This window comes from Bradyrhizobium sp. SPXBL-04 (assembly GCF_051853035.1).
Lineage (GTDB): Bacteria > Pseudomonadota > Alphaproteobacteria > Rhizobiales > Xanthobacteraceae > Bradyrhizobium > Bradyrhizobium zhanjiangense.
On sequence record NZ_CP182472.1, the window covers coordinates 1,639,204 to 1,660,800 of the forward strand.

At 63.1% G+C, this 21,597-nt stretch carries 16 protein-coding genes and 2 pseudogenes; 16 read left to right on the plus strand and 2 right to left on the minus strand.

Annotation, left to right across the window (positions count from 1 at the left end; all coding sequences use genetic code 11):
• Positions 1-10: 10 nt before the first annotated feature.
• The 6 genes and pseudogenes from ACNJX8_RS07730 to ACNJX8_RS07755 all read left to right on the plus strand — a co-directional run.
• Positions 11-1,418, plus strand: a pseudogene (locus tag ACNJX8_RS07730) (ParB/RepB/Spo0J family partition protein); the annotation flags it as partial.
• Between the two features lie 180 nt (positions 1,419-1,598).
• Entirely contained in the window at positions 1,599-5,915 is a 4,317-nt protein-coding gene (locus ACNJX8_RS07735; RefSeq protein WP_439360133.1) for a strawberry notch-like NTP hydrolase domain-containing protein, read from the plus strand.
• On the plus strand, positions 5,915-6,976 hold the full coding sequence (locus ACNJX8_RS07740) for a DUF7146 domain-containing protein (protein ID WP_439360134.1): 1,062 nt from the start codon (positions 5,915-5,917) through the stop codon (positions 6,974-6,976). Before ACNJX8_RS07735 ends, ACNJX8_RS07740 begins: the two co-directional genes overlap by 1 nt.
• 323 nt (positions 6,977-7,299) lie before the next feature.
• Positions 7,300-8,223, plus strand: a complete 924-nt coding sequence (locus tag ACNJX8_RS07745) for a DUF2493 domain-containing protein (RefSeq protein WP_439360135.1) — start codon at positions 7,300-7,302, stop codon at positions 8,221-8,223.
• A 137-nt stretch (positions 8,224-8,360) separates the two neighbouring features.
• A complete protein-coding gene (locus ACNJX8_RS07750) occupies positions 8,361-8,810 on the plus strand; it encodes a hypothetical protein (RefSeq protein ID WP_439360136.1) in 450 nt (149 codons plus the stop codon).
• A gap of 582 nt (positions 8,811-9,392) precedes the next feature.
• Positions 9,393-9,713, plus strand: a complete 321-nt coding sequence (locus ACNJX8_RS07755; protein WP_018454792.1) for a DUF736 domain-containing protein — start codon at positions 9,393-9,395, stop codon at positions 9,711-9,713.
• 64 nt (positions 9,714-9,777) lie between these two features.
• Here the strand turns inward: ACNJX8_RS07755 and ACNJX8_RS07760 are convergent, their stop codons facing one another.
• Positions 9,778-10,005, minus strand: a complete 228-nt coding sequence (locus tag ACNJX8_RS07760) for a helix-turn-helix domain-containing protein (RefSeq protein ID WP_439361834.1) — start codon at positions 10,003-10,005, stop codon at positions 9,778-9,780.
• Positions 10,006-10,432: 427 nt separating this feature from the next.
• Here ACNJX8_RS07760 and ACNJX8_RS07765 point away from each other — a divergent pair, with 427 nt between their 5' ends.
• The 4 genes and pseudogenes from ACNJX8_RS07765 (at position 10,433) to ACNJX8_RS07780 (ending at position 12,519) form a co-directional block, all read left to right on the plus strand.
• Positions 10,433-10,627 (plus strand): transcriptional regulator domain-containing protein, encoded by a 195-nt coding sequence (locus ACNJX8_RS07765; RefSeq protein ID WP_128941416.1) that lies wholly within the window; start codon positions 10,433-10,435, stop codon positions 10,625-10,627.
• 166 nt (positions 10,628-10,793) lie between these two features.
• Positions 10,794-11,169, plus strand: a pseudogene (locus ACNJX8_RS07770) (DUF2285 domain-containing protein); the annotation flags it as partial.
• 164 nt (positions 11,170-11,333) lie between these two features.
• Positions 11,334-11,615 (plus strand): helix-turn-helix transcriptional regulator, encoded by a 282-nt coding sequence (locus ACNJX8_RS07775; RefSeq protein WP_008561544.1) that lies wholly within the window; start codon positions 11,334-11,336, stop codon positions 11,613-11,615.
• Positions 11,616-11,637: 22 nt separating this feature from the next.
• Complete coding sequence (locus ACNJX8_RS07780) at positions 11,638-12,519, plus strand: replication initiator protein A (RefSeq protein ID WP_439360137.1); 882 nt, start codon at positions 11,638-11,640, stop codon at positions 12,517-12,519.
• Between the two features lie 587 nt (positions 12,520-13,106).
• Here the strand turns inward: ACNJX8_RS07780 and ACNJX8_RS07785 are convergent.
• Complete coding sequence (locus tag ACNJX8_RS07785; protein ID WP_439360138.1) at positions 13,107-14,156, minus strand: IS110 family transposase; 1,050 nt, start codon at positions 14,154-14,156, stop codon at positions 13,107-13,109.
• A 278-nt stretch (positions 14,157-14,434) separates the two neighbouring features.
• Between ACNJX8_RS07785 and ACNJX8_RS07790 the strand changes: the two genes are divergently transcribed.
• From ACNJX8_RS07790 to ACNJX8_RS07815, 6 genes are all read left to right on the plus strand, one after another.
• Positions 14,435-14,899 carry a DUF2840 domain-containing protein gene (locus tag ACNJX8_RS07790; protein WP_439360139.1) on the plus strand — a complete coding sequence of 155 codons (465 nt, stop codon included), beginning with the start codon at positions 14,435-14,437 and terminating at the stop codon, positions 14,897-14,899.
• On the plus strand, positions 14,896-15,411 hold the full coding sequence (locus ACNJX8_RS07795) for a S26 family signal peptidase (protein ID WP_439360140.1): 516 nt from the start codon (positions 14,896-14,898) through the stop codon (positions 15,409-15,411). Before ACNJX8_RS07790 ends, ACNJX8_RS07795 begins: the two co-directional genes overlap by 4 nt.
• Positions 15,393-16,241 carry a lytic transglycosylase domain-containing protein gene (locus tag ACNJX8_RS07800; RefSeq protein WP_439410313.1) on the plus strand — a complete coding sequence of 283 codons (849 nt, stop codon included), beginning with the start codon at positions 15,393-15,395 and terminating at the stop codon, positions 16,239-16,241. Before ACNJX8_RS07795 ends, ACNJX8_RS07800 begins: the two co-directional genes overlap by 19 nt.
• A gap of 368 nt (positions 16,242-16,609) precedes the next feature.
• Positions 16,610-17,698: an IS110 family transposase gene (locus tag ACNJX8_RS07805; protein WP_439361835.1), complete on the plus strand. Its 1,089-nt coding sequence runs from the start codon at positions 16,610-16,612 to the stop codon at positions 17,696-17,698.
• A gap of 505 nt (positions 17,699-18,203) precedes the next feature.
• Entirely contained in the window at positions 18,204-19,268 is a 1,065-nt protein-coding gene (locus ACNJX8_RS07810) for an IS110 family transposase (protein ID WP_439360142.1), read from the plus strand.
• 550 nt (positions 19,269-19,818) lie between these two features.
• Entirely contained in the window at positions 19,819-21,582 is a 1,764-nt protein-coding gene (locus ACNJX8_RS07815) for a relaxase/mobilization nuclease domain-containing protein (RefSeq protein WP_439360143.1), read from the plus strand.
• Positions 21,583-21,597 lie beyond the last annotated feature (15 nt).

The window sequence follows — 21,597 nt, forward strand, 5'->3', positions numbered from 1 at the left end:
AACCTAACCGCTACACCCGCTCGATCAGTTTCGGGCCTTCCAGACTCTCCGCGATCTCGGCATGACCGAGGAAGACATCGCCGCCCGGCACTTCGTGAACCCTGCGATCGTCAAGCAGCGCCTGCGCCTAGCGTCGGTCTCGCCGAAGTTGCACGATGTCTATGCCGAAGACGGCATGACGCTCGAGCAGCTCATGGCGTTTTCAGTCACGGCCGATCACGCCCGCCAGGAGCAAGTATGGGAGAACGTCAGCCGTTCCGGTTATGACGAGCCATACCAGATCCGCCGCATGCTGACCGAGAACACCGTGCGCGGGTCCGATCGTCGGGCCCAATTTGTGGGCCTCGACGCCTATCAGCAGGCGGGTGGCGGCGTTCTGCGGGATTTGTTCGAGCACGACGACGGCGGCTGGCTTCAGGACGTCGTGTTGCTCGACCGCCTCGTGACCGAAAAACTCACCGCCGAGGCTGAGACCATTGCTGCCGAAGGCTGGCAGTGGATCTCAGTCTCCGTAGAATTCTCCTACGGTCACACTCAAGGCCTGCGGAAAATCGAGGGCAAACCTGTCGATCTTTCGCCTGAGGAGCAGGCCACCATCGATGCCCTCAACGCCGAGCAAGCCAAGCTGGAAACCGATTATCAGGATGCCGACGAGCTGCCCGACGAAATCGACCAGCGTCTCGGCGAAATCGAGGCGGCACTGGCGGCATTCGAAAACCGGCCGATGCAATACGATCCGACCGAGATCGCCCGAGCTGGTGTCTTCATCAGCATCGATTCCGAGGGGCGCCTCTCCGTGGACCGGGGTTACGTCCGGCCAGAGGACGAGGTGCCGGCAACTGATTGTGACGTCGGGCAGGACGCCGGTGCGTTGTCGACCGAAGGTAAAGAAGAGGGCGCTTCCGTCCAGCGCACGGTGATCGCGGTCGCGGGTAGCTGCACAGGCATCATTGTTCGCCCACTGTGCATCATTTGCGGTCAATGCCGTCTATGAGCCGGCCAACCGCTACAATCAGGGCCGTGTCTCCGCTCACGGTGTCCGCACCCGTCTCAACCAAGCGGATGTGCTGGCACGCGCGATCGGGCTCGACATGGTGCAGGCTGGCTGGCGGCCGACCGTCGACAACTATCTCGGTAGGGTCACCAAGCCGCGCATTCTGGAGGCGGTGCGGGAAGCCAAGGGCGAGCCGTCGGCACAACTGATCGACCATCTGAAGAAGGCTGAGATGGCAAAGGAGGCCGAGCGTCTACTCGATGGCTCGGCCTGGTTGCCGGAGCCGCTGCGCCTTGTCGATCCCGATGCGCCGCCAGTGGCGCAGGAGGGCGAAGCGGGCCCGCTGCCCGAATTCCTCGCCGGCGATGAGGATCGGCAGAACGCCGGCGACGGTGACCCGCAACAGCTCGACGCGGCTGAGTGACATAGAGCGGGATGGCTCCAGCCATCCCGCGCTGCTTGGGGACCGGTGTGCAGCGCCGGTCCCCATTTTTTTGGCGAGCGCTGAGAGGGAGAGTCGGGCCGGGAAGGGTTTGAGCCGTTGGGGTCAGAGGAGAGCGCCTGATGGTTCGACCCGTTCCTGCTCTCCGAAAGAAATCCTGTCATGACCGAATCTCTCGCGGGCGGCGCTGCCGCCGCGCCGCTCTCGATGCGTGCCGCTGCTACTCTCACCTCCGCCGCCGTTAGGGCCGCGCGACACCTCTTGACTGATCTCGAACGCGGCCGGCGCATCGATGCCGCCGTCCTGCGTAGCGCCATGGAAGCGGCCTTCGGCGCCTCGGACGCGGCCGGCGCCTGGAATTGGAAGACCGCCTATGACGTTTGCGAGGCGGCAACCGTTCTCTTCCTTCGCAAGTTCGGTCCGGCCATGCGCGCCAAGGCTGGCTCGACGGCTGCCATGCTGCCAATGCTCGCGAGAATCGCGAGCTGTCTGCCGACTCATACGCGGCGCTCCGAGGACAGTCAGGCGCTCCAGCAATTTTCGACGCCGATCCCGCTTGGGCTGGCCGCATGCACCGCAGCCGGCATTACGCCTGCCGACCGCGTTCTGGAGCCATCCGCTGGGACCGGCTTGCTCGCCATCCTGGCCGAGCTTGCCGGCGGCTCTCTGATGTTGAACGAGCTGGCCGAAGGCCGCGCGGCGCTGCTAGATGATTTGTTTGCCAACGTTGAGGTCACGCGGTTCGACGCCGCGCAGATCGATGATCACCTTGATGCGAGTGTAGTACCGAGCGTCGTTCTGATGAACCCGCCGTTCTCCGCGGTGGCGAACGTCGATCGACGGATGGCAGACGCCGCTTTCCGGCACATCGCTTCAGCGCTCGCGCGCCTTTGCGATGGTGGGCGCCTGGTTGCCATCGTTGGCGCAGGCCTTGCGCCGGAAAACCCGGCGTGGCTAGAGGCCTTCGTTCGCCTCCAGGAGCGCGGACAGGTCGTGTTTTCTACCGCGATCGACGGCGCCGTCTACGCCAAGCACGGCACTCAGACTGACACGCGGCTGCTCGTAATTGATAAGTTGCCCGCCGCCGATCCGAAGGCATTTCCCACCTCGCAAGGCATGGCCGGCGATGTCGCCACCTTGCTCGAGTGGATCAATCAGCATGTGCCTCCGCGGTTGTCCGTCGCTGCGCCCGTCGTAGCCGACGTCATTAGGCGCCCTGCAATCTCCCGATCGGCCGGCCCCATTGCACCAAGCCCCTCGTCCACTTCGGGGAGCGCGCCAGAAGGTGTGGAACTTACGTATGAGACGATCGAATGGTCGCCGCCGGAAGGCACCCGGCTCACCGATGCGCTTTACGAGGAGTATGGATTGCAGTCGATCCGTATTCCCGGATCATGCGCACATCCGACCAAGCTCGTGCAGTCGGCGGCGATGGCATCCGTTGCGCCGCCGAAGCCGTCCCAGCGTCCGCATCTGGCTCCAAGTCTGGTGGCAGACGGAGTTCTGTCGGACGCTCAGATCGAGAGCATCATTTATGCCGGCGAGGCGCATTCCGAATTTCTTGCAGGCTCCTGGATGGTCGATGCGACCTTTGATGTTGTGGCCGCCGCGCGTGACGATGCAGAGAATGCCGTCCGTTTTCGCCGCGGCTGGTTTCTCGGCGATGGTACTGGCGCGGGTAAGGGGCGGCAGGTCGCCGGGATCCTGCTCGACAATTGGCTCAAGGGCCGCCGCCGTGCGGTCTGGATCAGCAAATCCGACAAGCTGATCGAAGATGCCCAGCGCGACTGGTCCGCGCTTGGCATGGAGCGACTGCTCGTCACGCCCCTGTCTCGATTTCGCCAGGGCACGCCGATCCGGCTTTCGGAAGGCATCCTTTTTGCCACCTACGCCACGCTACGCACCGACGAGCGCGGCGAGAAGCTTTCGCGTGTCGGGCAGATCGTTGAATGGTTGGGCTCCGACTTCGACGGAGTGATCGTCTTCGACGAGAGCCATGCCATGCAGAATGCGGTCGCGGGCAAGGGCGAGCGCGGCGACCAGGCGATCTCGCAGCAGGGGCGCGCAGGCCTGAGGCTCCAGCACGCCTTGCCCAATGCTCGCGTGGTTTACGTATCGGCGACGGGCGCAACCACGGTCCACAACCTCGCTTATGCCCAACGCCTCGGCCTTTGGGGCGGGGCCGACTTCCCATTCGCCACGCGCGCCGAGTTCATCGAGGCAATCGAGGAGGGGGGAGTCGCGGCGATGGAGGTGCTGGCGCGCGACCTCAAGGCGCTCGGTCTCTATGCCGCCCGCTCATTGTCCTATGAGGGCGTCGAGTACGAACTCGTCGAGCACCAGCTTACGCCGGAACAGGTTCGCATCTACGACGCCTATGCAGATGCGTTCAGCATCATCCATAACAACCTCGACGCGGCGATGCGGGCAGCCAACATCACCGGCGAAACCGGAACGCTGAACGGGCAGGCAAAATCCGCGGCCCGATCCGCCTTCGAGAGCGCCAAACAGCGCTTCTTCGGTCATCTCCTGACCTCGATGAAGACGCCGTCGCTCATCCGATCGATCGACCGCGATCTCGACGCCGGCCATGCCGCTGTCATCCAGATTGTCTCAACGGGCGAAGCGCTGATGGAGCGTCGGCTTGCCGAGATCCCCACCGAAGACTGGGGCGATGTCCAGGTCGACATCACCCCGCGCGAATATGTGCTCGACTATCTCGCCCATTCCTTCCCGGTTCAGCTCTACGAGCCCTTTACAGACTCGGAGGGCAACCTCTGCTCTCGGCCTGTCTATCGTGATGGCCAGCCGGTTGAGAGCCGGGAAGCCGTTGCACGACGCGGCCGCCTCATCGAGAAACTCGCCTCGCTGCCTCCGGTACCCGGCGCTCTGGATCAAATCGTGCAGCGCTTCGGCACCGACATGGTCGCCGAAGTGACTGGCCGCTCGCGCCGCGTCATCCGCAAGGGCGACCGGTTGGTGGTCGAAAACCGCGCCGGTTCGGCCAATCTCGCTGAGACATCGGCCTTCATGGACGACGTCAAGCGCATCCTCGTGTTCTCCGACGCGGGCGGCACGGGGAGGAGCTATCACGCCGAGTTGTCGGTCCGGAATCGCCGCTTGCGGGTTCATTACCTGCTCGAACCCGGCTGGAAGGCGGATGCTGCGATCCAGGGTCTCGGTCGAACCAACCGGACCAATCAGGCGCAGCCGCCGCTGTTTCGCCCGATCGCGACCGACGTGAAGGCCGAAAAGCGATTTCTCAGCACCATTGCCCGCCGGCTCGACACGTTGGGGGCCATCACGCGCGGCCAGCGCCAGACCGGAGGGCAGGGTCTATTCCGGCCGGAGGACAATCTCGAAAGTCAGTACGGGCGCGATGCGTTGCGTCAACTCTACACGTTGCTCGTCCGAGGCAAGGTCGAAGGTTGCTCGCTCGAGAGGTTCGAGGATGCGACCGGCCTGAAACTGACGGATATCAATGGCCTTAGGGATGACCTGCCGCCGATCACGACCTTCCTGAACAGGTTATTGGCGCTCACCATCGACCTGCAGAATGTCCTGTTCACTGCCTTCGAGCAGCTCTTGACCGCTCGGATCGAGGGTGCTGTCGCGTCGGGCACCTACGACCTCGGGCTGGAAACGCTCCGCGCCGAAAGCTTTGTCGTCACCGACCGGCGGACGATCTATGTCCATCCGGGCACCAGCGCCGAGACCCGGCTGCTCACAATCATCCAGCGCCAGCGTAACCATCCTGTTGGTTTGGATGACGCTCTGACTCGTCTTTCAGCCCATGCTGTCCTGCTGATCAACGAGCGCTCGGGCAGGGCGGCCGTGCAGGTCCCGGCCTCGAGCATCATGCTCGACGACGGCGAGATCGAGAGCCGCGTCCGCCTGATCCGACCGATGGAGCAGCACCAGGTCCCCTTGAACATGATGGTGGAGAGCCATTGGGTTGAAGCGGATCGCGAGCGCTTTGCCGCTGCCTGGCTGGCGGAGATTGCCGAGGTGCCGGAGTTCACGGAAAGCACGATACACGTCGTTGCGGGACTGCTGCTACCCATCTGGAAGCGGCTGCCGAACGAATCGACCCGCGTCTATCGGCTCCAGACCGATGCGGGCGAACGCATCATCGGGCGCAAGGTTTCTGCCGCGTGGGTCGCAAACGCCATCTCGGCGGACGCGCCCACGCTGTCGCCGGACGCTGCCTTTGCAGCGGTAATGGAGGGACGCGCTGTCCTCGACCTCGCGGACGGACTCCAGCTTCGACGCGTCCGGGTGATGGGCGCTTGCCGCATCGAGCTGTCGGGATTCAACGACACGATGCGCGATCGGCTCCGTGCTTACGGCCTCTTTGGCGAGATCATCTCCTGGAAGCTGCGGATGTTCGTGCCCACGGACGAAAGCGGCGTCGGGGTCCTGACAAAGGTACTCGACACCTATCCGGTCGCGCGCGTCAGTGAGCGGGAGGCCGCGTGATGTCCCACGACGCCTCCGAGTTGGCACGCCGCCTCGCGCGCGAGGCCGAGGCAGTGTGCCGATACTATCTCTCCAATGGCAAGCGGGCGGGCCGGTACTGGGTGGTCGGAGACGTCCGCAACACGCCGGGCCGCTCGATGTTCGTGCGGCTCCAGGAATCACCTAAGGGCCCCGCCGGCAAATGGACTGACGCTGCGACCGGCGAGCATGGCGACCTCCTCGACATCATCCGCGAATGCCGGGGTTTGCACGACTTCAGCGAGGCCGCCGAGGAAGCGAGGCGGTTTCTGAAACTGCCTCGTCATGAGCCCCAGCCGGTCGCAGAACCCCTTCGTTCGATGGCGCCGGCTGGATCGCAGGAAGCCGCCCGTCGGCTCTTTGCGATATCCAGCGCAATCGAGGGGACGGTGGTCGAAACGTATTTGCAGCGTCGCGGAATAGCCCTTGTCCACCATGGTGGCAGCCTGCGCTTCCATCCTCGTTGCTACTATCGACCGGATGAACACTCGCCGACAGAGACTTGGCCGGCGATGATTGCCTGCGTCACGGACCTCGAGGGGCGGATCACCGGAGTGCACCGAACCTGGCTCGATCCAGACGGCTTTGATCGCATTCTTCTCGGCAAGGCTCCGATCGACACGCCACGACGTGCCATGGGCGACCTGCGCGGCAACGCCGTTCGCTTCGGCGTGGCGGACGACGTGCTCGCCGCCGGCGAGGGGATCGAGACCATGCTTTCGTTGCGTTACGTGCTGCCGACTCTGCCTATGGCGGCGGCGCTCTCAGCCAATCACCTCTCAGCCATGTTGCTGCCGTCTAGCCTGCGTCGGCTCTATATCGCCCGCGACGCAGATGCCGCTGGAGATGCCGTGCAGGCTACTCTCACCCAGCGCGCGCAAGAAGCCGGCATTGAAGCGATCACATTGTCGCCCCGGCTGGGCGATTTCAACGAAGACCTGCACATCTTCGGTCTCCATTTCCTGCGAGCAGCGTTGCGGCTTCAACTCGTACCAGAGGACGTCGTTCGCTTCATGCATGCGTCGACCGTAGCCGCAGAATAGCGGTGCTTCGACGTTGATCGGTCGGTCATAGCGAGGCCACTGCCGGAAGAGGACGCGACCTCGGCCTTCTAGAGGGCGATCGGACGGCAAGCGGCCCGGGCCGGCAATGGCTACGCCCGGCTATTTTCCGCCGCGCGCCGGCGATAAGCAGACACAACAGCCATCAAACCGGCGCGCTTTGCATCGCGAAGCAAAATAGCCGGCCTCCGCCATCCTCCGCTGCCGCTTCGGCCCTTGCGGGTTCTGGCCCGCTCCGCCCGCCGTCTGAGTGATCGCCACGAAGGCCGCGATGGGCGCGGCCGATCCGGCAAAGGGTCCCTCCAATGACCGATCACGACGAGGTTGAACCGCCGCACGCCTCTTCTCCAACTGACCACGTCCTCACCGAACTACAGCTCTTCGGCTACCGTCCCTTCGACGACCAGCCTGACCCACGGCCGCTTCCCGAGGGCAAGATGATCGCTGGCGCCGTCGCCGACATCTTCGACGCCCTGGTTGCGACACTGAGCGACACGCGGCTCGAGCCGGACCTGGGCGATCTGCTGTGGTCGACCGTCAACCTGTTCCATCGCGCCGTCGACCGCATCGAACGCCATCTCGACGACAACGAACAGGCGCAGCAAAAGAGCCAGCGTGAGCAGAATGGCTCCGAGGTACGATCGGTCGAACTCGAGCGCTTGGCGGCCGAAGGCATCACTTTGATCGAGCGCCGCAACTGCCTTGAGCTCTTCCGCGACCAGGCCATCGAGCGCTTTGAGACTCACACCGGATCGTCCTGGCGCCCTCGATCAGGATCGCTCGTGAACCACCGCACACTGACCGCAGCAATGATCGACTCCCGCGACTTCATCGAAGCCAAGCGTCGCGCTGAAACCGAGGTCTTGTTGCCGCCAGGACCGAAGATCGCACTTACCGGCGGGCTCGACTTCAATGACCACCACCTCATCTGGGACCGCCTCGACAAGGTCTACGCCAAGCATCCCGACATGGTCCTGCTCCATGGCGGCTCGCCCAAAGGTGCGGAGCTTATCGCCTCCAAATGGGCGACCAATCGCAAAGTGCCTCAGATCGCCTTCAAGCCCGACTGGACGAAGCACGCCAAGGCGGCCCCATTCAAGCGCAACGACGTCATGCTCGAACTCCTGCCGATCGGCGTCATGCATTTCCCGGGCACGGGAATCCAGGACAACCTCGCCGACAAGGCGAAGCGCCTCGGCATTCCTGTCTGGAAGTTCGACGGTGCGTGAGCGCCGTCTTCTCGCGTCCAGATCAAAGCGGATTGCATGCGCCGCAACTCCGCCTCGTTTCGGTCTCACGTTCAGAGTTGCGCCGTGGTGGTGGTGGAAGGCGCGTCCGGTAGATTTATGCACATGGAGCCACCACCATGCTCGCCCTTGGGCTTGTTCTCAACACACTCGGAATCGGCTTGTTCTGCTGGGCGATCTTTGCGCTCGCTGTGTATGCGTTGCCGTTTTTCGTCGCCCTGAGTATCGGGATGACGGCGTTTCAGAGCGGCGCCAGCCTCATTGGTGCGCTGCTTATCGCGACGGCCGGCGGTGCGCTGACGCTCGTCCTCGGCCAAGTCGCGGTCGCAATTGCCCGATCCTTGGCTTTGCGCATCGCGATCGCGACAGCATTTGCGATTCCCGCCGCCGTTGCCGGCTATCATGTGGTGTTCGCCGTGTCCCAGATCGGGGTGCCTTCGTTGGCTTGGCGTGAGGTCTTCGCTTGCCTGGGCGCGGTTTGCATTGGCGTCACGTCATGGACGCGCTTGATCGTTCTGGCCGAGACCCGCCCGTTCGAACCGGGTAGGGTGGTGGAGAGCCCGTCCTAACCAGTTCTTACGGCCGGAAGGCCCGAGGGATGACCGTTTACCGCCTTCATCGTCGAATAGGTTCGCGTAGATCGGCGCGATGAACGGGGATGATCGAGACCTGAGGGCGGGAGAGGCAGTCCTCCTCGGAGCTCCTCGATCAAGCCGCCGGCATTTCGGTCTGGCCCACGCAGCCGCGGCGGAGCGGTGTTGCCTCGATCCGTTCTTGGGAGACGATACCGCCCTTTGCAGCAGATTGTTTCTCTTTCTGCTCTGAATCGTTCCGACCTCTTGTTCAGCAAAACCGAGATAAGCCATGTCTTCTCCTTAAGATTGCGGTCCAGCACGCGACGCACGTGGCCTCATTGATGGCTTGATCTGGCCAAAGACCGGCTTCGCCTCGATCGTCTGAGCCGCAACGCCGTTGATGCGACTTTCTTCCCCTGGGCTTCGCCCATTCCTCGCGAGGCAAGAAAGTCGCCACAACGGCGTCCTCCGCTGCGCTCCGGCCCGCGAGCGGGTGCGTCGCCGATCGTCTTCGGCCTGCAGATCGCCATCGAGGCCGCGGTGGTCGCGGGCTCGAAACACAACAGGAGAAGTGACATGGCTAACATCGGTTCCTTCAAGAAGGTCGGCAATGATTTTCAGGGCGAGATCGTCACCCTGAGCCTGCAAGCTAAGGGCGTCCGTATCGTCGCCGAGACGAACCGCTCCAACGACAACGCCCCCAGCCACCGCATCTACGTGGGCCGAGCCGAGATCGGCGCCGCCTGGTCGAAGCGCTCCGAGGAGGGCCGCGACTACCTCTCGCTCAAACTCGACGATCCTTCCTTCAACGCTCCAATCTACGCGAACCTGTTCGATGACGAGGGCGGTGAAGGCTACACCCTCCTGTGGTCGCGGCCGCGCAAGAACGGCGAGTAAGAGCGCCCCACCAAGCCCCGTCCGGTCCGCCGGGCGGGGTGCTTCGCGGCTGGCCTAAGGCGGCTTACGATTTGCTAAGCCGCGCAGCATTTTTGAGTAGGTCCCCCGGTTCCACCCCCAATGCTTCGGCAATTTGCCCGAGCACGGTCACGCACGCGGATACATCACCGCGTTCGATGGCGCCGACGTACCGGGCGCTAAAACCCGCGCGCTCGGCCAGTTCCTCCTGCGTGATTTGTAGATCGTGGCGTTTCCGACGCAGATTCACAGCCATGATCTCTTTGAGATCCATGGCGAAATGAGAACTGACGCGTCTAGGAACCATCATTCCTATTCGATCCGAACATGCTATTGACTGTGACGACGCTACGTGCGCGACCGAGCTCGGCCGCCGAGTCTACCGAACGAATATCCAGGATTCCAACGGGCAACGGAGGTCTGGATGGCGATCAAATCATGGCGTAGCTTATAGGCGTCCTAAAAGCGGGTATGATGCAGAAGCCATCGCTAGATCCAGACGTAGCTGACAGTGCGCCGAACGAGCCGACGTTGACGGACTATGACGAACAGCATGTCGCCATGTAAGTTCGCTTCTGCTGCGCGGAGCGCATCTCAGAGTCACCTTGTTCGCGCCAAATGAAGTAGGGGCTTCCTACAACCGCCTCGTTCATACCTATTGCGCCGCAATCCTTTTAGCTGCGTGCAATGGGGCGGAAGCAGTGCCTGAATTCAACTGGCGGTCGCCGGAATCCTACAAGACCCTACAAGACGCCGAAATCACCGACATCGCTTGGGAATGTCTTCGCCGCAACGCGGACTTTCGACGCGACTTTGAGGCGATGATCGCCAGCAGCCCCGATGGCGAAGTGACACCAGAATTCAGGAGGAGGTGGAGCATCTGCTTTCGCCCATGACCCGCAGAGGTCTTTCGACGAGCAGACGATCTTTTGGGCGCCCGAGGTTCTGGCAGCGGTCATTCCTGTCACAGTCGCCTCGACCGTCGATGGCAGTTTGACGTCTAAACCGCTGCCCAACCTTGCAGCCGGCCAGGTGCGCCGCGCTGTCGACGGCTGGCATGCCATGCTGCGCATCGGCGCGGTAGATCACCGTGTCTGGTCCAGAGAGCCGCCGGTGCTCGGCGCGTCATATGCGGCCGAGCTGCCATTTGACAGCGATTTCGACGCGCGGGCGCATGCAGCGCGCCGGCTGTGGCGCGCGATGAATGGACGCGCGCCAGGTCCTGGATTTCATCAACTGTCGAAACAGCGGCGCGACCGCTTGAGGGCTGCGATCCGTGCGCTCGACGCGCATGGCGCGCGCAAGCTATCGCGTCATCGCCGAAGTACTGTTCGGGAAGAAACGCGTCCCAGATCGCGCCTGGAAGACCCACGATCTGCGTAATCGAAGGATCTGCCTGGTGCAAGCCGGCCTCGCGTTGATGCGCGGTGGTTACCGCAAAATTCTGCGGCCCGGGCGGGGGATGTGTAGCGTCGTTCCCAAGGGTGCCGAAAACCGCTCCCTCCATATTCGGCATCCCCGTCCGAGAACCTGCTCCTCCATGATGACCGCACACACGCTGGCGCCGCCATCCGTGGTGCGCTGTCATCCTGGAGTCCCCAAATGCCCGATCCGATGGCCGGTCTACCCCCGCGCTTCCTGCGTACCCCGGAGGCAGCGCGTTACCTTGGCCTGTCCGGTCGCACGCTGGAGAAGCACCGCACGTACGGCACCGGACCAACATATCGAAAGATTGGCGGACGTGTTGTCTACGCCGTCGATGACCTGAAAGCGTGGGCCGACCGCGGCGCCAAGACCTCGACATCCGATCCCGGCAAGGGGACCGTGCTGCCCGCCAAGAAGCATCCGGCCCTGCGTCCCTATGCAGGTCAGGAACGTCGCTGATAGCCGCGTGAGAGCAGTGACTATGCGGCGCAAACACCATTCCGAGCGCGGCCAGCTTGAGCTCTTTCGGGCGCTGCCCGGCGATCTCGCGCCGCGAGATGCGCAGGATCTGATGGCCTATCCGTTCTTCTCGCTCGCAAAAACGAAGCGAATTGTGCCGATCGATTTCCGCGCAGGTGCGATCTCAATTCGTGTCGAAGCTGTTCCGGAACACGGCATGGCGACCATTTGGGATGCAGACGTTCTGATCTGGGCCGCGTCTCAGATCGTCGAAGCTCGGGATGCCGGCCTGAAGACATCGCGTCTGATGGCTGCAACGCCATACGAAATTCTGACGTTCGTCGGCCGCGGCACCAGCGCACGCGACTATGACCGTCTGAAGGCGGGCCTCGACAGACTTCAGTCAACGACGGTGCTGACGTCGATCCGCCAGCCGACGGAACGACGACGGCATCGCTTCTCCTGGATAAACGAGTGGAAGGAGACGGCGGATGCAAATGGCCGCCCATTCGGGCTCGAGCTGATCCTGCCGGATTGGTTCTATGCGGGCGTCATCGACGACGCGCTCGTGCTGACGATCGACCGCGCCTATTTCGATCTGACGGGCGGACTTGAGCGGTGGCTTTACCGCCTCGTGCGCAAGCACGGCGGCCACCAGGATGGCGGCTGGAGCTTTGACCTTGTGCATCTCCATGCCAAGTCCGGCATCCTCTCGCCGCTCAAGCACTTTGCTTACGACGTACGTCAGATCGTTCAGCGCCAGACATTGCCCGGCTATCAGCTCGTGCTCACACGGGATCCTGATGGCACCGAGCGACTGAACTTCGCGCCTACGTCTGTCGATCCCTTAACGGCGCGCTTGCGCCGGCGCGGTCTCGTTCCAAATTCGGAGGACAACCTGTGAATCAGCTCGTGCTATCGGGGACCGCAACCCTCGTGCTATCGGGGACCCGATCCTCGTGCTATCAGGGACCGGAATCGAGCTTAAGAGCTTGTTTCTTCGCGCTTTCCGGCCGCTCTAACTTTACTAACATGCTGACACTAACTTCTTGTTGTGAATCAGTACGTTGTGAACAAGTCGGCCGCGCGTGCAACGAGGATGCCTCATGCATCCACTCTCTCACGCGCAAAGCTTCGCTGCAATACGATTGTTGTCGCCAACGCACGCGCGCCACCGCCATCGCGCGCAAATCTGCGCGATCATTAGCATCACCATCATCGCCTGCTGCGCGTCACGTCCTTTTGCGGCCGCTCGCTCGTCGAGGAGAACTCGCTAACATCCGTGGTTGGCACGACGGCCACCACAAGCCAGAATCTGAGGAATGGGCGGTCAGGCTAACCAGCGCCGTGCTTGATGGCTTCAAACGTCGTCATGAAGCCGCCGGCAAGAAAAGTTGCGATCTCACCCAAATCCCCGTCTCCCCGGGAGACGCCGCTCCGCCGTGGCGGAAGGAAAAGGCGCGCGTGGAAGCGGCCGGGTCGCGGAGCCCCTTACATCGCCGCAGCGACCCGGCCGCGCTTGCCGCCGGCGCCAAACCGGAAGGTGGTGCCATCGATCCAGATCTTGTGCAGCAGCACGGCGAGCGCGCGCGCCACCGCGGTTGCCGCGCGCTTCAGACCCTTCTTCCTGGCCAGCCGCACGCCCCACAGCCGCAGCTTAAAGTTCTTCGGGATCCGGGTGAGGATCGCGATCGCCGCCTCGTACAGCATCGCCCGCGTCAGTTCGTCGCCGCATTTGGAGATGCTGCCGACCCGATCGGTCTGTCCGGATTGGTAGCGCCGCGGCGTCAGGCCAAAATGGGCGCCGACATTGCTCGACTTGCTGAATCGCGCCGGATTGTCGACGGTGGCGCGGAAGGTCAGCGCCACGAGCGCGCCGACACCGGGCACCGTCATCATCCGTCGCACCGCGCTGTCGCTGCGCGCTGCCGTCAGGGCCAGGCGGTGCAGCTTTGCCAGCTGCAGCCGCATCGCATTGCGGGCGTCCAGCAACGGCGTGACGATGGCTTCCAATTCCTTCTTCCCGGCCACGATCTCGCGCACCCGAGTTGCAAAACGGCCGACCGAGATCTCGCCGACCTTCAGGCCAAATGGCTTGAGCAGGCCGCGGATCGTGTTCTCCACGTCCAGCACCTTGCCGAGCAGCGCCTTGCGCCCGGCCAGCAGCGCCCGCGGCGTTTGCGCGGCTTCCGACTTGACATGGACCGCGCGGAACCAGCCGGTCCGCATCATCTGCGCGATGCCTTTGGCGTCGTTGCGGTCGGTCTTGTTCAGCATGGTGTTGAGCGCCGCCTTGGCATGCCGGGTCTCGATGCAGATCACCGGGAGACCCTTTTCGGCGAGCGCCGTGAACAGCCAGGCCGAGTACGAGAACGCTTCCAGCCCGACGCGCTTGAGGTGGATGCCCCATTCCGCCAAAAACAACTCGATCGCGTCCGAATCGGTCTCGAGCTTCGCTTCCCGGATGACCTTTCCTTCACCATCCACCACGCAAATGTTCGTCGTCTCCAGCGACACGTCGAGCCCTGCATAGATGTCCATCGTTCGCCTCCACCGCCGACCGCCGGACCGCACCGCGCGCTCCGTTCGCGAATCGCTGCGAGGCATTTTCGCAGCGGCACGGCCGGCGAGGGGGCACCGGTCAGTACCCCGGCTAACCAGAAATCCTTCGGATTTCTTCTAACGGACCAGGCCGCAAAGCGAATGGAAGGTGGCCGGCAAAGCCGGCCCGTCCGTCCTGCTGGCCTTCACAAGCCGTACACGCCCTTCCCCTCCGCCAAAGCGGACGGCTCCCAGTTCGAGCGTATGGGAGCCACGGTATGAGCGATCTTACCGAAGTGGAAGTCCTGTGGCTCGAGAAGCGAATCGAAAACCGCATTCGGTTCGGTCGCGTTGTCAAGGAACGGAAGCTTGATCGTCATCGTCGCGTCCTGTCATTTGCGCCCGCCAGCATCTTTGCCTTCGTCCGGTGGACCTCCAACGACTTTGGGACAATCATTTCGCGGATCGACATCCTGCGCGCGGTTGCGCCGGGGCAGCGCTGCTCGACCGTGCCTTATGTGACACCCGGCGGAGAGATTTTGCTGCGTCTGTCCGGCTGGCCGAAGGTCGAACGGGTGTTGCAGATGATCGATGCCATTGAGGCGCTCGGCATCGATCCGGCTGACGTCGCGCCTGATCATTGGCATCACGTTCATAACCGCCTGTCCGTCAACGAAAACCCGCGTCCTTACACGAAGGCGCGCCACCAGGCCTGGCTCCATCGTCAAAGGGTGATGCGATGACAGGCCGCCTGAAGATACTCGTTGCGACGTTTGGGACTGCTGCTGCGCTCGTCGCGACAATCGTCCTGGAGCCGCCGCTTCCACTTTACATCTGGAACGCATCCGCGAGCGTGCCGATCGGTCTCTACCGCCTCCGACCGGCGGACCAATTCCAAGTCACTGAATTGGTCGCCGTGCAACCGCCGGAGCCGCTCGCGACCTTCCTCGACCTTAACGGCTATTTACCCATTGGCGTTCCCATGCTGAAGCGCGTGCTCGCCCTTCCGGGGCAGAGTGTCTGCAGAACCGGCCCCTCGATTTCGGTCGACGAGGTCGCGGTGGGCGAGGCGAAGGATCGCGACGGACGCGGGCGGCCATTGCCGAAATGGCAGGGCTGCCGCGTCGTCGGCGCCGGCGAGCTGTTTCTGATGAACTGGCAGTCGGACGACTCTCTTGATGGTCGGTATTTTGGATTTCTTCCGGCATCTAGCGTGATCGGCCGTGCGATACCGGTATGGACGTGGGAGGAGTGATCGTGCGGATTCGACGTGTTCTCCTCGCCATTCCCTTGTTCGATCAATGGCGGGAGCACTCCGCCTCGATCGATGCCTGCAAGGCTGGCGCGAGCCCGACCGCATGCTTCGGTCGGCTGGGCACGCGCGCTTGTGCTGTCGTGCCCTTGCTGCTTCTTCTGACCGCGTCCGACAGTGATGCTTTTGCCCAGAGCGCATCAGAGGGACGTCCGGCGATCAGTCAGACCGCTCACTCATATGCCGGCTTCATCAATGAAGCCTCACTACGCTTTGCAATTCCGCCGAACTGGATCCGTTCAGTCCAAAGTATCGAGAGTGCTGGTGACGTGCACGCCAGATCGCCAAAAGGCGCAATGGGCCTGATGCAAATCATGCCGGCGACTTGGGCGGAACTTCGCGAGCGCTATAATCTCGGGAACGACCTCTACGACCCGCACGACAACATTATGGCCGGCACGGCTTACTTGCGCGAACTGCTCGATCGGTATGGCTCGCCTGGCGTGTTTGCCGCGTACAACGCGGGACCATCTCGCTATGAAGAGCATCTCGCGGGCGGCTCTCTGCCAGACGAGACGCGAGCATACGTCGCAAAGCTTGCAAATCTGCTTGCCATCGAACTGCCGCCGAGATGGACGTCCAGCGGACAGTCATCAGCAGGCGCGGCGCTATTCGTCACGCGATCCGATCTCATGAAACCGCGTGATCGGTTGCTGGCGCTTATGCCGTCGGGCGGTGTCACGACCGCAATCTCGGCGCCCGATGTTTCGCCCATGGTCCCCCGGCCTATTGGCGTGTTCGTCCCTCGATCGAATTCGGGAGTATCGCAATGACCAAGTGTGCGGGTTCGCAAGCTCGGCGCGCTTCACCGAGCAAGTGGCACGTGCTGATGGCGTACGGGCGATGCCTTCGGTCCGCGCTCTACTCGTCGCTTCGCTCCTCACCGAGCCTCCCTACGGGTGTCTCGGCCCTTCGGGTAACGATCGCTATCGCAAGCGCTCCGAAGCAGTGGGGGCTTCGCGAGTTGGCTGCCAAGACGCGGCGGCTTTTTCGGGAACCGGCGACCGGGAGACTACGAGCCCGCCCGATTAGGAAGGCCGCCCGTAATCGGTCTGCAGCGGGATGTGCGGCCGCAGCGCAAGTGGTCTGCGCGATGAATGAAGCGCACACTGCGCCGCCTCAGCAACGCGGGAGGCGAGCGATGGAATTCTTCTGTGGCCTGGATGTCGGCATGGACGAGACGGCGATCTGCGTGGTGGACGACAAAGGCCAGGTGGCCTTGGAGGTCACCGTGGTAACCGACCCAGAGACGATCAAGGTGGCGCTCACGCCGTATCTCGGCCGCTTGCGCCGGGTCGGCCACGAGGCGGGGTCGCTGTCACCCTGGCTGCACCCGGAATTGCTTCGCCTCGGTGTACCCGCGGTCTGCCTGGAAACCTTCCACGTCCGCGCCGCGCTGAAGGCGCAGCGCAACAAGACCGACCGGACAGACGCGCTCGGCCTGGCGCATTTGATGCGCACCGGTTGGTTCCGCAAGGCGCATATCAAGAGCGAAGCCTGCTACCGGCTGCGGCTGCTCTTGACGCACCGGCGCAATCTGAAGCGCAAGTTTCTGGATCTGGAAAACGCGATTCGGCACTCGCTGAAGGTGTTTGGCATTCGTCTCAGTCATGTTGGCCGCGGCGGCTTCGCGCAGGCGGTGCGCGAGGTGGTGGCGGGTGATGCGCTGGTCAGCGAGCTGATCGATGCCATGCTGAACGCGCGCGCCGCGCTGTGGAAGGAGTACTGCCGGCTGCACGATCTCGTGGTCAAGCTGGTGGCGAGCCATGAACTGTGCCGGCGCTTCATGCAGATCCCCGGCGTCGGCCCGGTGGCAGCGCTGAGCTTCATGACGGCGATCGACGACCCTGCACGCTTCAAGCGGTCGCGTGATGTGGCGGCCTATTTTGGCTTGACATCGCGGCGTTGGCAGTCCGGCACGTCGATCGACGTGCAGGGGCGGATCAGCAAGGCGGGCGATGGCGACGTGCGGCGGGCGCTTTATGAGGCGGCAAGTGCGTTGCTGACCCGCTTCAAGCGCAAGGACAAGGTCAAGACGTGGGGGCTGGCGATCGCCAAGCGCACGAGCCACCGCAAGGCGACCGTTGCGGTGGCACGCAAGCTTGCGGTGATCATGCATGCGATGTGGGTCGATGGCACGTTTTATTGCGGCGATCCGGGCGCATCGCAGGCGGACGTGAGCGCGCGTGCCGCCGCCAAGGACCGCAAGCTGCTCGGAGCCCATGCATGACCAACCCGAGCCGATTGCAGATCAATGACCCGATGACCGCAAGGCTTTGAACACGGAGCTCCGCCACAAGCGGAAGAGACCTGGTGCAGATCAACGACGACGGAACGCACGCTATCTTGCCTGTGGCCACGCACGTGACGTGCGATGTGGACCACGCCGGACTGCCTGTGATGTGGCTCCGTCATGCCGATGGAAAGATGCGCCGCGACGGCGTCCGCGCTGCCCTGCTGCAGCGAGATTATGCCGTCGATGAGCGCGGAAGAGTGCACGGCGCACCGGGACTCCCGGCTGTGGTGGCACAGCGCGTTCAAGCGTGGCGCAGAGGTCCTTGTCGCAAGCGAGAAAGGAAGCGAAAATGGCTGAGAGCAAGCCAACGACACGACCGATTAAGAGGGCTCTTCAAATCGGGCTCCGAGAAACCAGTGCACGGCGATAGCCGCCGTGTGGCGGAATCCGGAGCCCGGTGCAACGACTTAGGTCGTCGTTGCCACACAGGAGAGCTCTGATGAAGCTGTACGTTGGATTGGACGTCGGTCTTAAAGAAACCAGTCTGTGCATCGTCGATAGCGATGGCCTCACGCTCCGCGAAGTCAAGGTGAGCACAGAGCCAGAGGCGATCCGCTCCGCTGTAGAGGGCTACGCGGATCGCCTCGATAGGGTCGGAGTCGAGGCGTCATCGCTAGGTATCTGGCTGTATCGCGAGCTGCAGCCAGCGGGGCTCCCGATTATTGTCGTCGAAGCGCGTCACATGCGCGTTTCGCTGTCGACAATGCGGAACAAGACCGACCGGAATGACGCGCGCGGCATCGCGCAGATGATGCGGTTGGGCTGGTATCGCGCAGTTCATGTCAAGAATATCGACATGCAGAAGATGCGCACGCTGCTGACCAGCCGAAAGCTGCTCAAGCGCAAATTGATCGACCTCGAAAACCACATTCGTGGTGCGCTGCGGGCCTATGGGTTGCTCGTTGGAGCCATTGCGCGCAGTGCTTACGAAGCCCGCGTGCGAGAGCTGATCGAGCGCAGCGATCCGATCTTCGTAATGACCATCGAGGCGATGTTGGATGTGCGCCGCGCCATCCTCGAGGGGCACGATCGGCTGCATCGTGTGCTGCTGCAGGTGGTCCAGCATGATGCTGTCTGCCGGCGCCTGATGACGGTCCCAGGCGTAGGTCCCGTTGCGGCCCTGTCGTTCAAGATCGGCGTCGATGATCCCCGGCGCTTTGCCAGATCGCGAACAGTAGGCGCGCATTTTGGTTTGGCGCCGAGGCGGCACCAGTCCGGCACGTCGATCGATTACGAAGGGCGCATCAGCAAACAGGGTGACGTCGCCGTGCGCGAAGCGCTTTGCGAGGCGGCCGCAAGCCTGCTGCTGCGAGTCAGAAAATGGTCAGCACTGCGGGCTTGGGGCCTGCGGATCGCCAAACGGTCGAGCATGTTGTGCGCGATCACCGCGGTTGCGCGCAAGCTCGCAAGCATTCTGCACCGGATGTGGGTCAGCGAGACCGACTTTCACGTCGGGTTCGGCGCCAAAGTCACGCAGCGGCTGCGGTTAAAACCGGCTCGGTAGCCGCGATGCAGGTGACGACGGATTAGCACTGGGTCTAGCGCCCGGCATGTTGAGGAGGAGCGAAATTAGAGATCCGCGCGCGCGGTGAGCGTCCCCTGGCGGGGCCGCGAAACGGGGAATGTCCGCTATCTCTTGCCTGCTGCCGCCCTTCGGGGACGAGAGCGCCGGACTGCTTGGACAGCCCTGTTTACGAACCTGATGAAGAGCATGCGACGGCCGAAGTGCTGAACGCGAAGGAACGCATGGACCCCGCCTGGTGAATGCTGATCGCAAGCGCGGTTGTGGTGACGCTTGTGCGTTGTCGATGCAGGGAGTCGGTAATGGCTGAAGTTCGAAGAGTCGAAGAAAAGCGTAGGAATGAGTTGACTTTGCCCGCCCGATTAGGAAGGCGAGATAAAAGGGGCTCGCCGGTCGAACCGCAAGCCATTGGCATGGCTTGTGTTCTGGCGTGCCAGTCGGTCGGGGCGCGTGCCGCGCCTTGCATTTTGATTGATACAATCAAAGGCGTTTTCGGCACCGTGTGGGCGTTTGATCGTTGGGAGGTCCTGCCGTGACCGTGGGCGACAGTGACCTGCGTATTCGGCCTGGGCGCATCCGCAGCACGCGCTCGCCTAAGCCGAAGAGCTTCATCAACCAAGTACTGCGGGCGGCGAAGAAAGCAGGACACACCTCGGGTCAGGCAGGGTCGGGCAGGCGTTCGGTGGCCTATGGGCGCTCCACGTTTGGCCGTGGCCGGCTGTCCTTTAGCCGCGCCAGACTGTTCAGCCCGACGCGGCGCGTCGTGGTGAAGGCCCGAGTGGTTCGTCACAAAGGGCGAGCCTTCCGCTCAGCGCCACTGACCGCCCACCTCTCATATTTGAAGCGCGATGGCGTGACCCGGAGCGGTGAGCGAGCCGAGATGTTCGATGCCGGCAGCGACCGTGCCGATAGCGCGGCTTTCGCGGAACGGTGCAAGGGCGACCGACATCATTTCAGGTTCATCGTCTCACCGGAGGATGCGGGTGACATGACCGATCTCAAGGCCTTCACGCGCGATCTCGCCAGGCAGATGGAGGCCGATCTCGGCACGCGGCTCGATTGGGTGGCTGTCGACCATTGGAACACCGACAACCCTCACGTCCATCTTCTCGTTCGGGGAGTAGATGACGAAGGGGCGGATCTCGTGATCTCCCGCGACTACATCAGCCGAGGCCTGCGCTCACGCGCCGAGGAACTGGTTGCCATCGAACTGGGACCAAAACCAGAGCACGCGATCCGCAATTCGCTGGACAGGGAAGTCACGGCGGAACGATGGACGCGGCTCGATGGGGAGATCCGGCTGGCTGCAGATGAGACCGGCTATATCGATCTGCGCTCAGAGAGTCCCGGTGAGTCCGATTCCGAGATCCGGCGCCTGATGATCGGTCGCCTTCAACATTTGGAGAAGATGGGCCTTGCCGCATCCGCGGCGCCGGGGGAATGGATGGTAGGGCTCGAGGCCGAGCGTAGCTTGCGCGACCTCGGTATGCGCGGCGACATCATCAAAACCATGCACCGCGCCTTTACCGAGCGTGGAGAAGCCCGCGGCGTTGCCGATTTCGTCATCGAGGGTGGACGGCCGACGGCCCAGATTATCGGACGGCTGGTCGACCGTGGATTGCATGACGAACTGACCGGCGAGACCTACGCCCTCATCGACGGAACAGATGGACGCGCGCACCACGTGCGCTTCCGAGGGCTCGAGGCGTTCGAATATGCACCGCCAGTCGGCGGCATCGTCGAAGTCCGGAGTTTCGATCCACCCGGCGATCCGCGCCCCACCGTGCTGCTCGCGACCCGTTCCGATCTCGATCTTGGTGGTCAGGTCAAGGCAAGAGGGGCAACTTGGCTCGACCACAGGCTGGTCGAACGCAACCCCATGCCGCTCGCCATGGGCGGCTTCGGCCGCGAGACACGCGACGCCATGGAAGCCCGTACCGAGCATCTGATCCAGGAAGGCCTGGCGCGGCGGCAGGGCCAACGCATCATATTGCAGCGCGACCTCCTGAGCACGTTACGCCGACGTGAATTGGACGAGGTGGCCGCAAAGGTCTCGGCCGGCACCGGCTTGCCTCATGTGAACGCCGCCTCCGGGGAGCATGTGGCGGGCACGTATCGCCAGCGGCTGACGCTCACTTCGGGACGCTTCGCCATGATCGATAATGGGCTCGGCTTCCAGCTCGTGCCCTGGTCCCGCGAACTCGAAAAGAGGTTCGGCCAACACGTCACCGGCGTCGTGAAGGACGGCGGTGGCATCGAATGGGGCTTTGGTCGGAAGCGCGACCTCGGCCTCTAGCTATCTCACCAATTC

Bases quoted from the DNA above. Each gene is read 5' to 3' on its own strand.
- ACNJX8_RS07735 (WP_439360133.1), top strand. From the start codon at position 1,599: ATGACCGAATCTCTCGCGGGCGGCGCTGCCGCCGCGCCGCTCTCGATG.
- ACNJX8_RS07740 (WP_439360134.1), top strand. From the start codon at position 5,915: ATGTCCCACGACGCCTCCGAGTTGGCACGCCGCCTCGCGCGCGAGGCC.
- ACNJX8_RS07745 (WP_439360135.1), top strand. From the start codon at position 7,300: ATGACCGATCACGACGAGGTTGAACCGCCGCACGCCTCTTCTCCAACT.
- ACNJX8_RS07750 (WP_439360136.1), top strand. From the start codon at position 8,361: ATGCTCGCCCTTGGGCTTGTTCTCAACACACTCGGAATCGGCTTGTTC.
- ACNJX8_RS07755 (WP_018454792.1), top strand. From the start codon at position 9,393: ATGGCTAACATCGGTTCCTTCAAGAAGGTCGGCAATGATTTTCAGGGC.
- ACNJX8_RS07760 (WP_439361834.1), bottom strand. From the start codon at position 10,005: ATGGATCTCAAAGAGATCATGGCTGTGAATCTGCGTCGGAAACGCCAC.
- ACNJX8_RS07775 (WP_008561544.1), top strand. From the start codon at position 11,334: ATGCCCGATCCGATGGCCGGTCTACCCCCGCGCTTCCTGCGTACCCCG.
- ACNJX8_RS07780 (WP_439360137.1), top strand. From the start codon at position 11,638: ATGCGGCGCAAACACCATTCCGAGCGCGGCCAGCTTGAGCTCTTTCGG.
- ACNJX8_RS07785 (WP_439360138.1), bottom strand. From the start codon at position 14,156: ATGGACATCTATGCAGGGCTCGACGTGTCGCTGGAGACGACGAACATT.
- ACNJX8_RS07790 (WP_439360139.1), top strand. From the start codon at position 14,435: ATGAGCGATCTTACCGAAGTGGAAGTCCTGTGGCTCGAGAAGCGAATC.
- ACNJX8_RS07795 (WP_439360140.1), top strand. From the start codon at position 14,896: ATGACAGGCCGCCTGAAGATACTCGTTGCGACGTTTGGGACTGCTGCT.
- ACNJX8_RS07800 (WP_439410313.1), top strand. From the start codon at position 15,393: ATGGACGTGGGAGGAGTGATCGTGCGGATTCGACGTGTTCTCCTCGCC.
- ACNJX8_RS07805 (WP_439361835.1), top strand. From the start codon at position 16,610: ATGGAATTCTTCTGTGGCCTGGATGTCGGCATGGACGAGACGGCGATC.
- ACNJX8_RS07810 (WP_439360142.1), top strand. From the start codon at position 18,204: ATGAAGCTGTACGTTGGATTGGACGTCGGTCTTAAAGAAACCAGTCTG.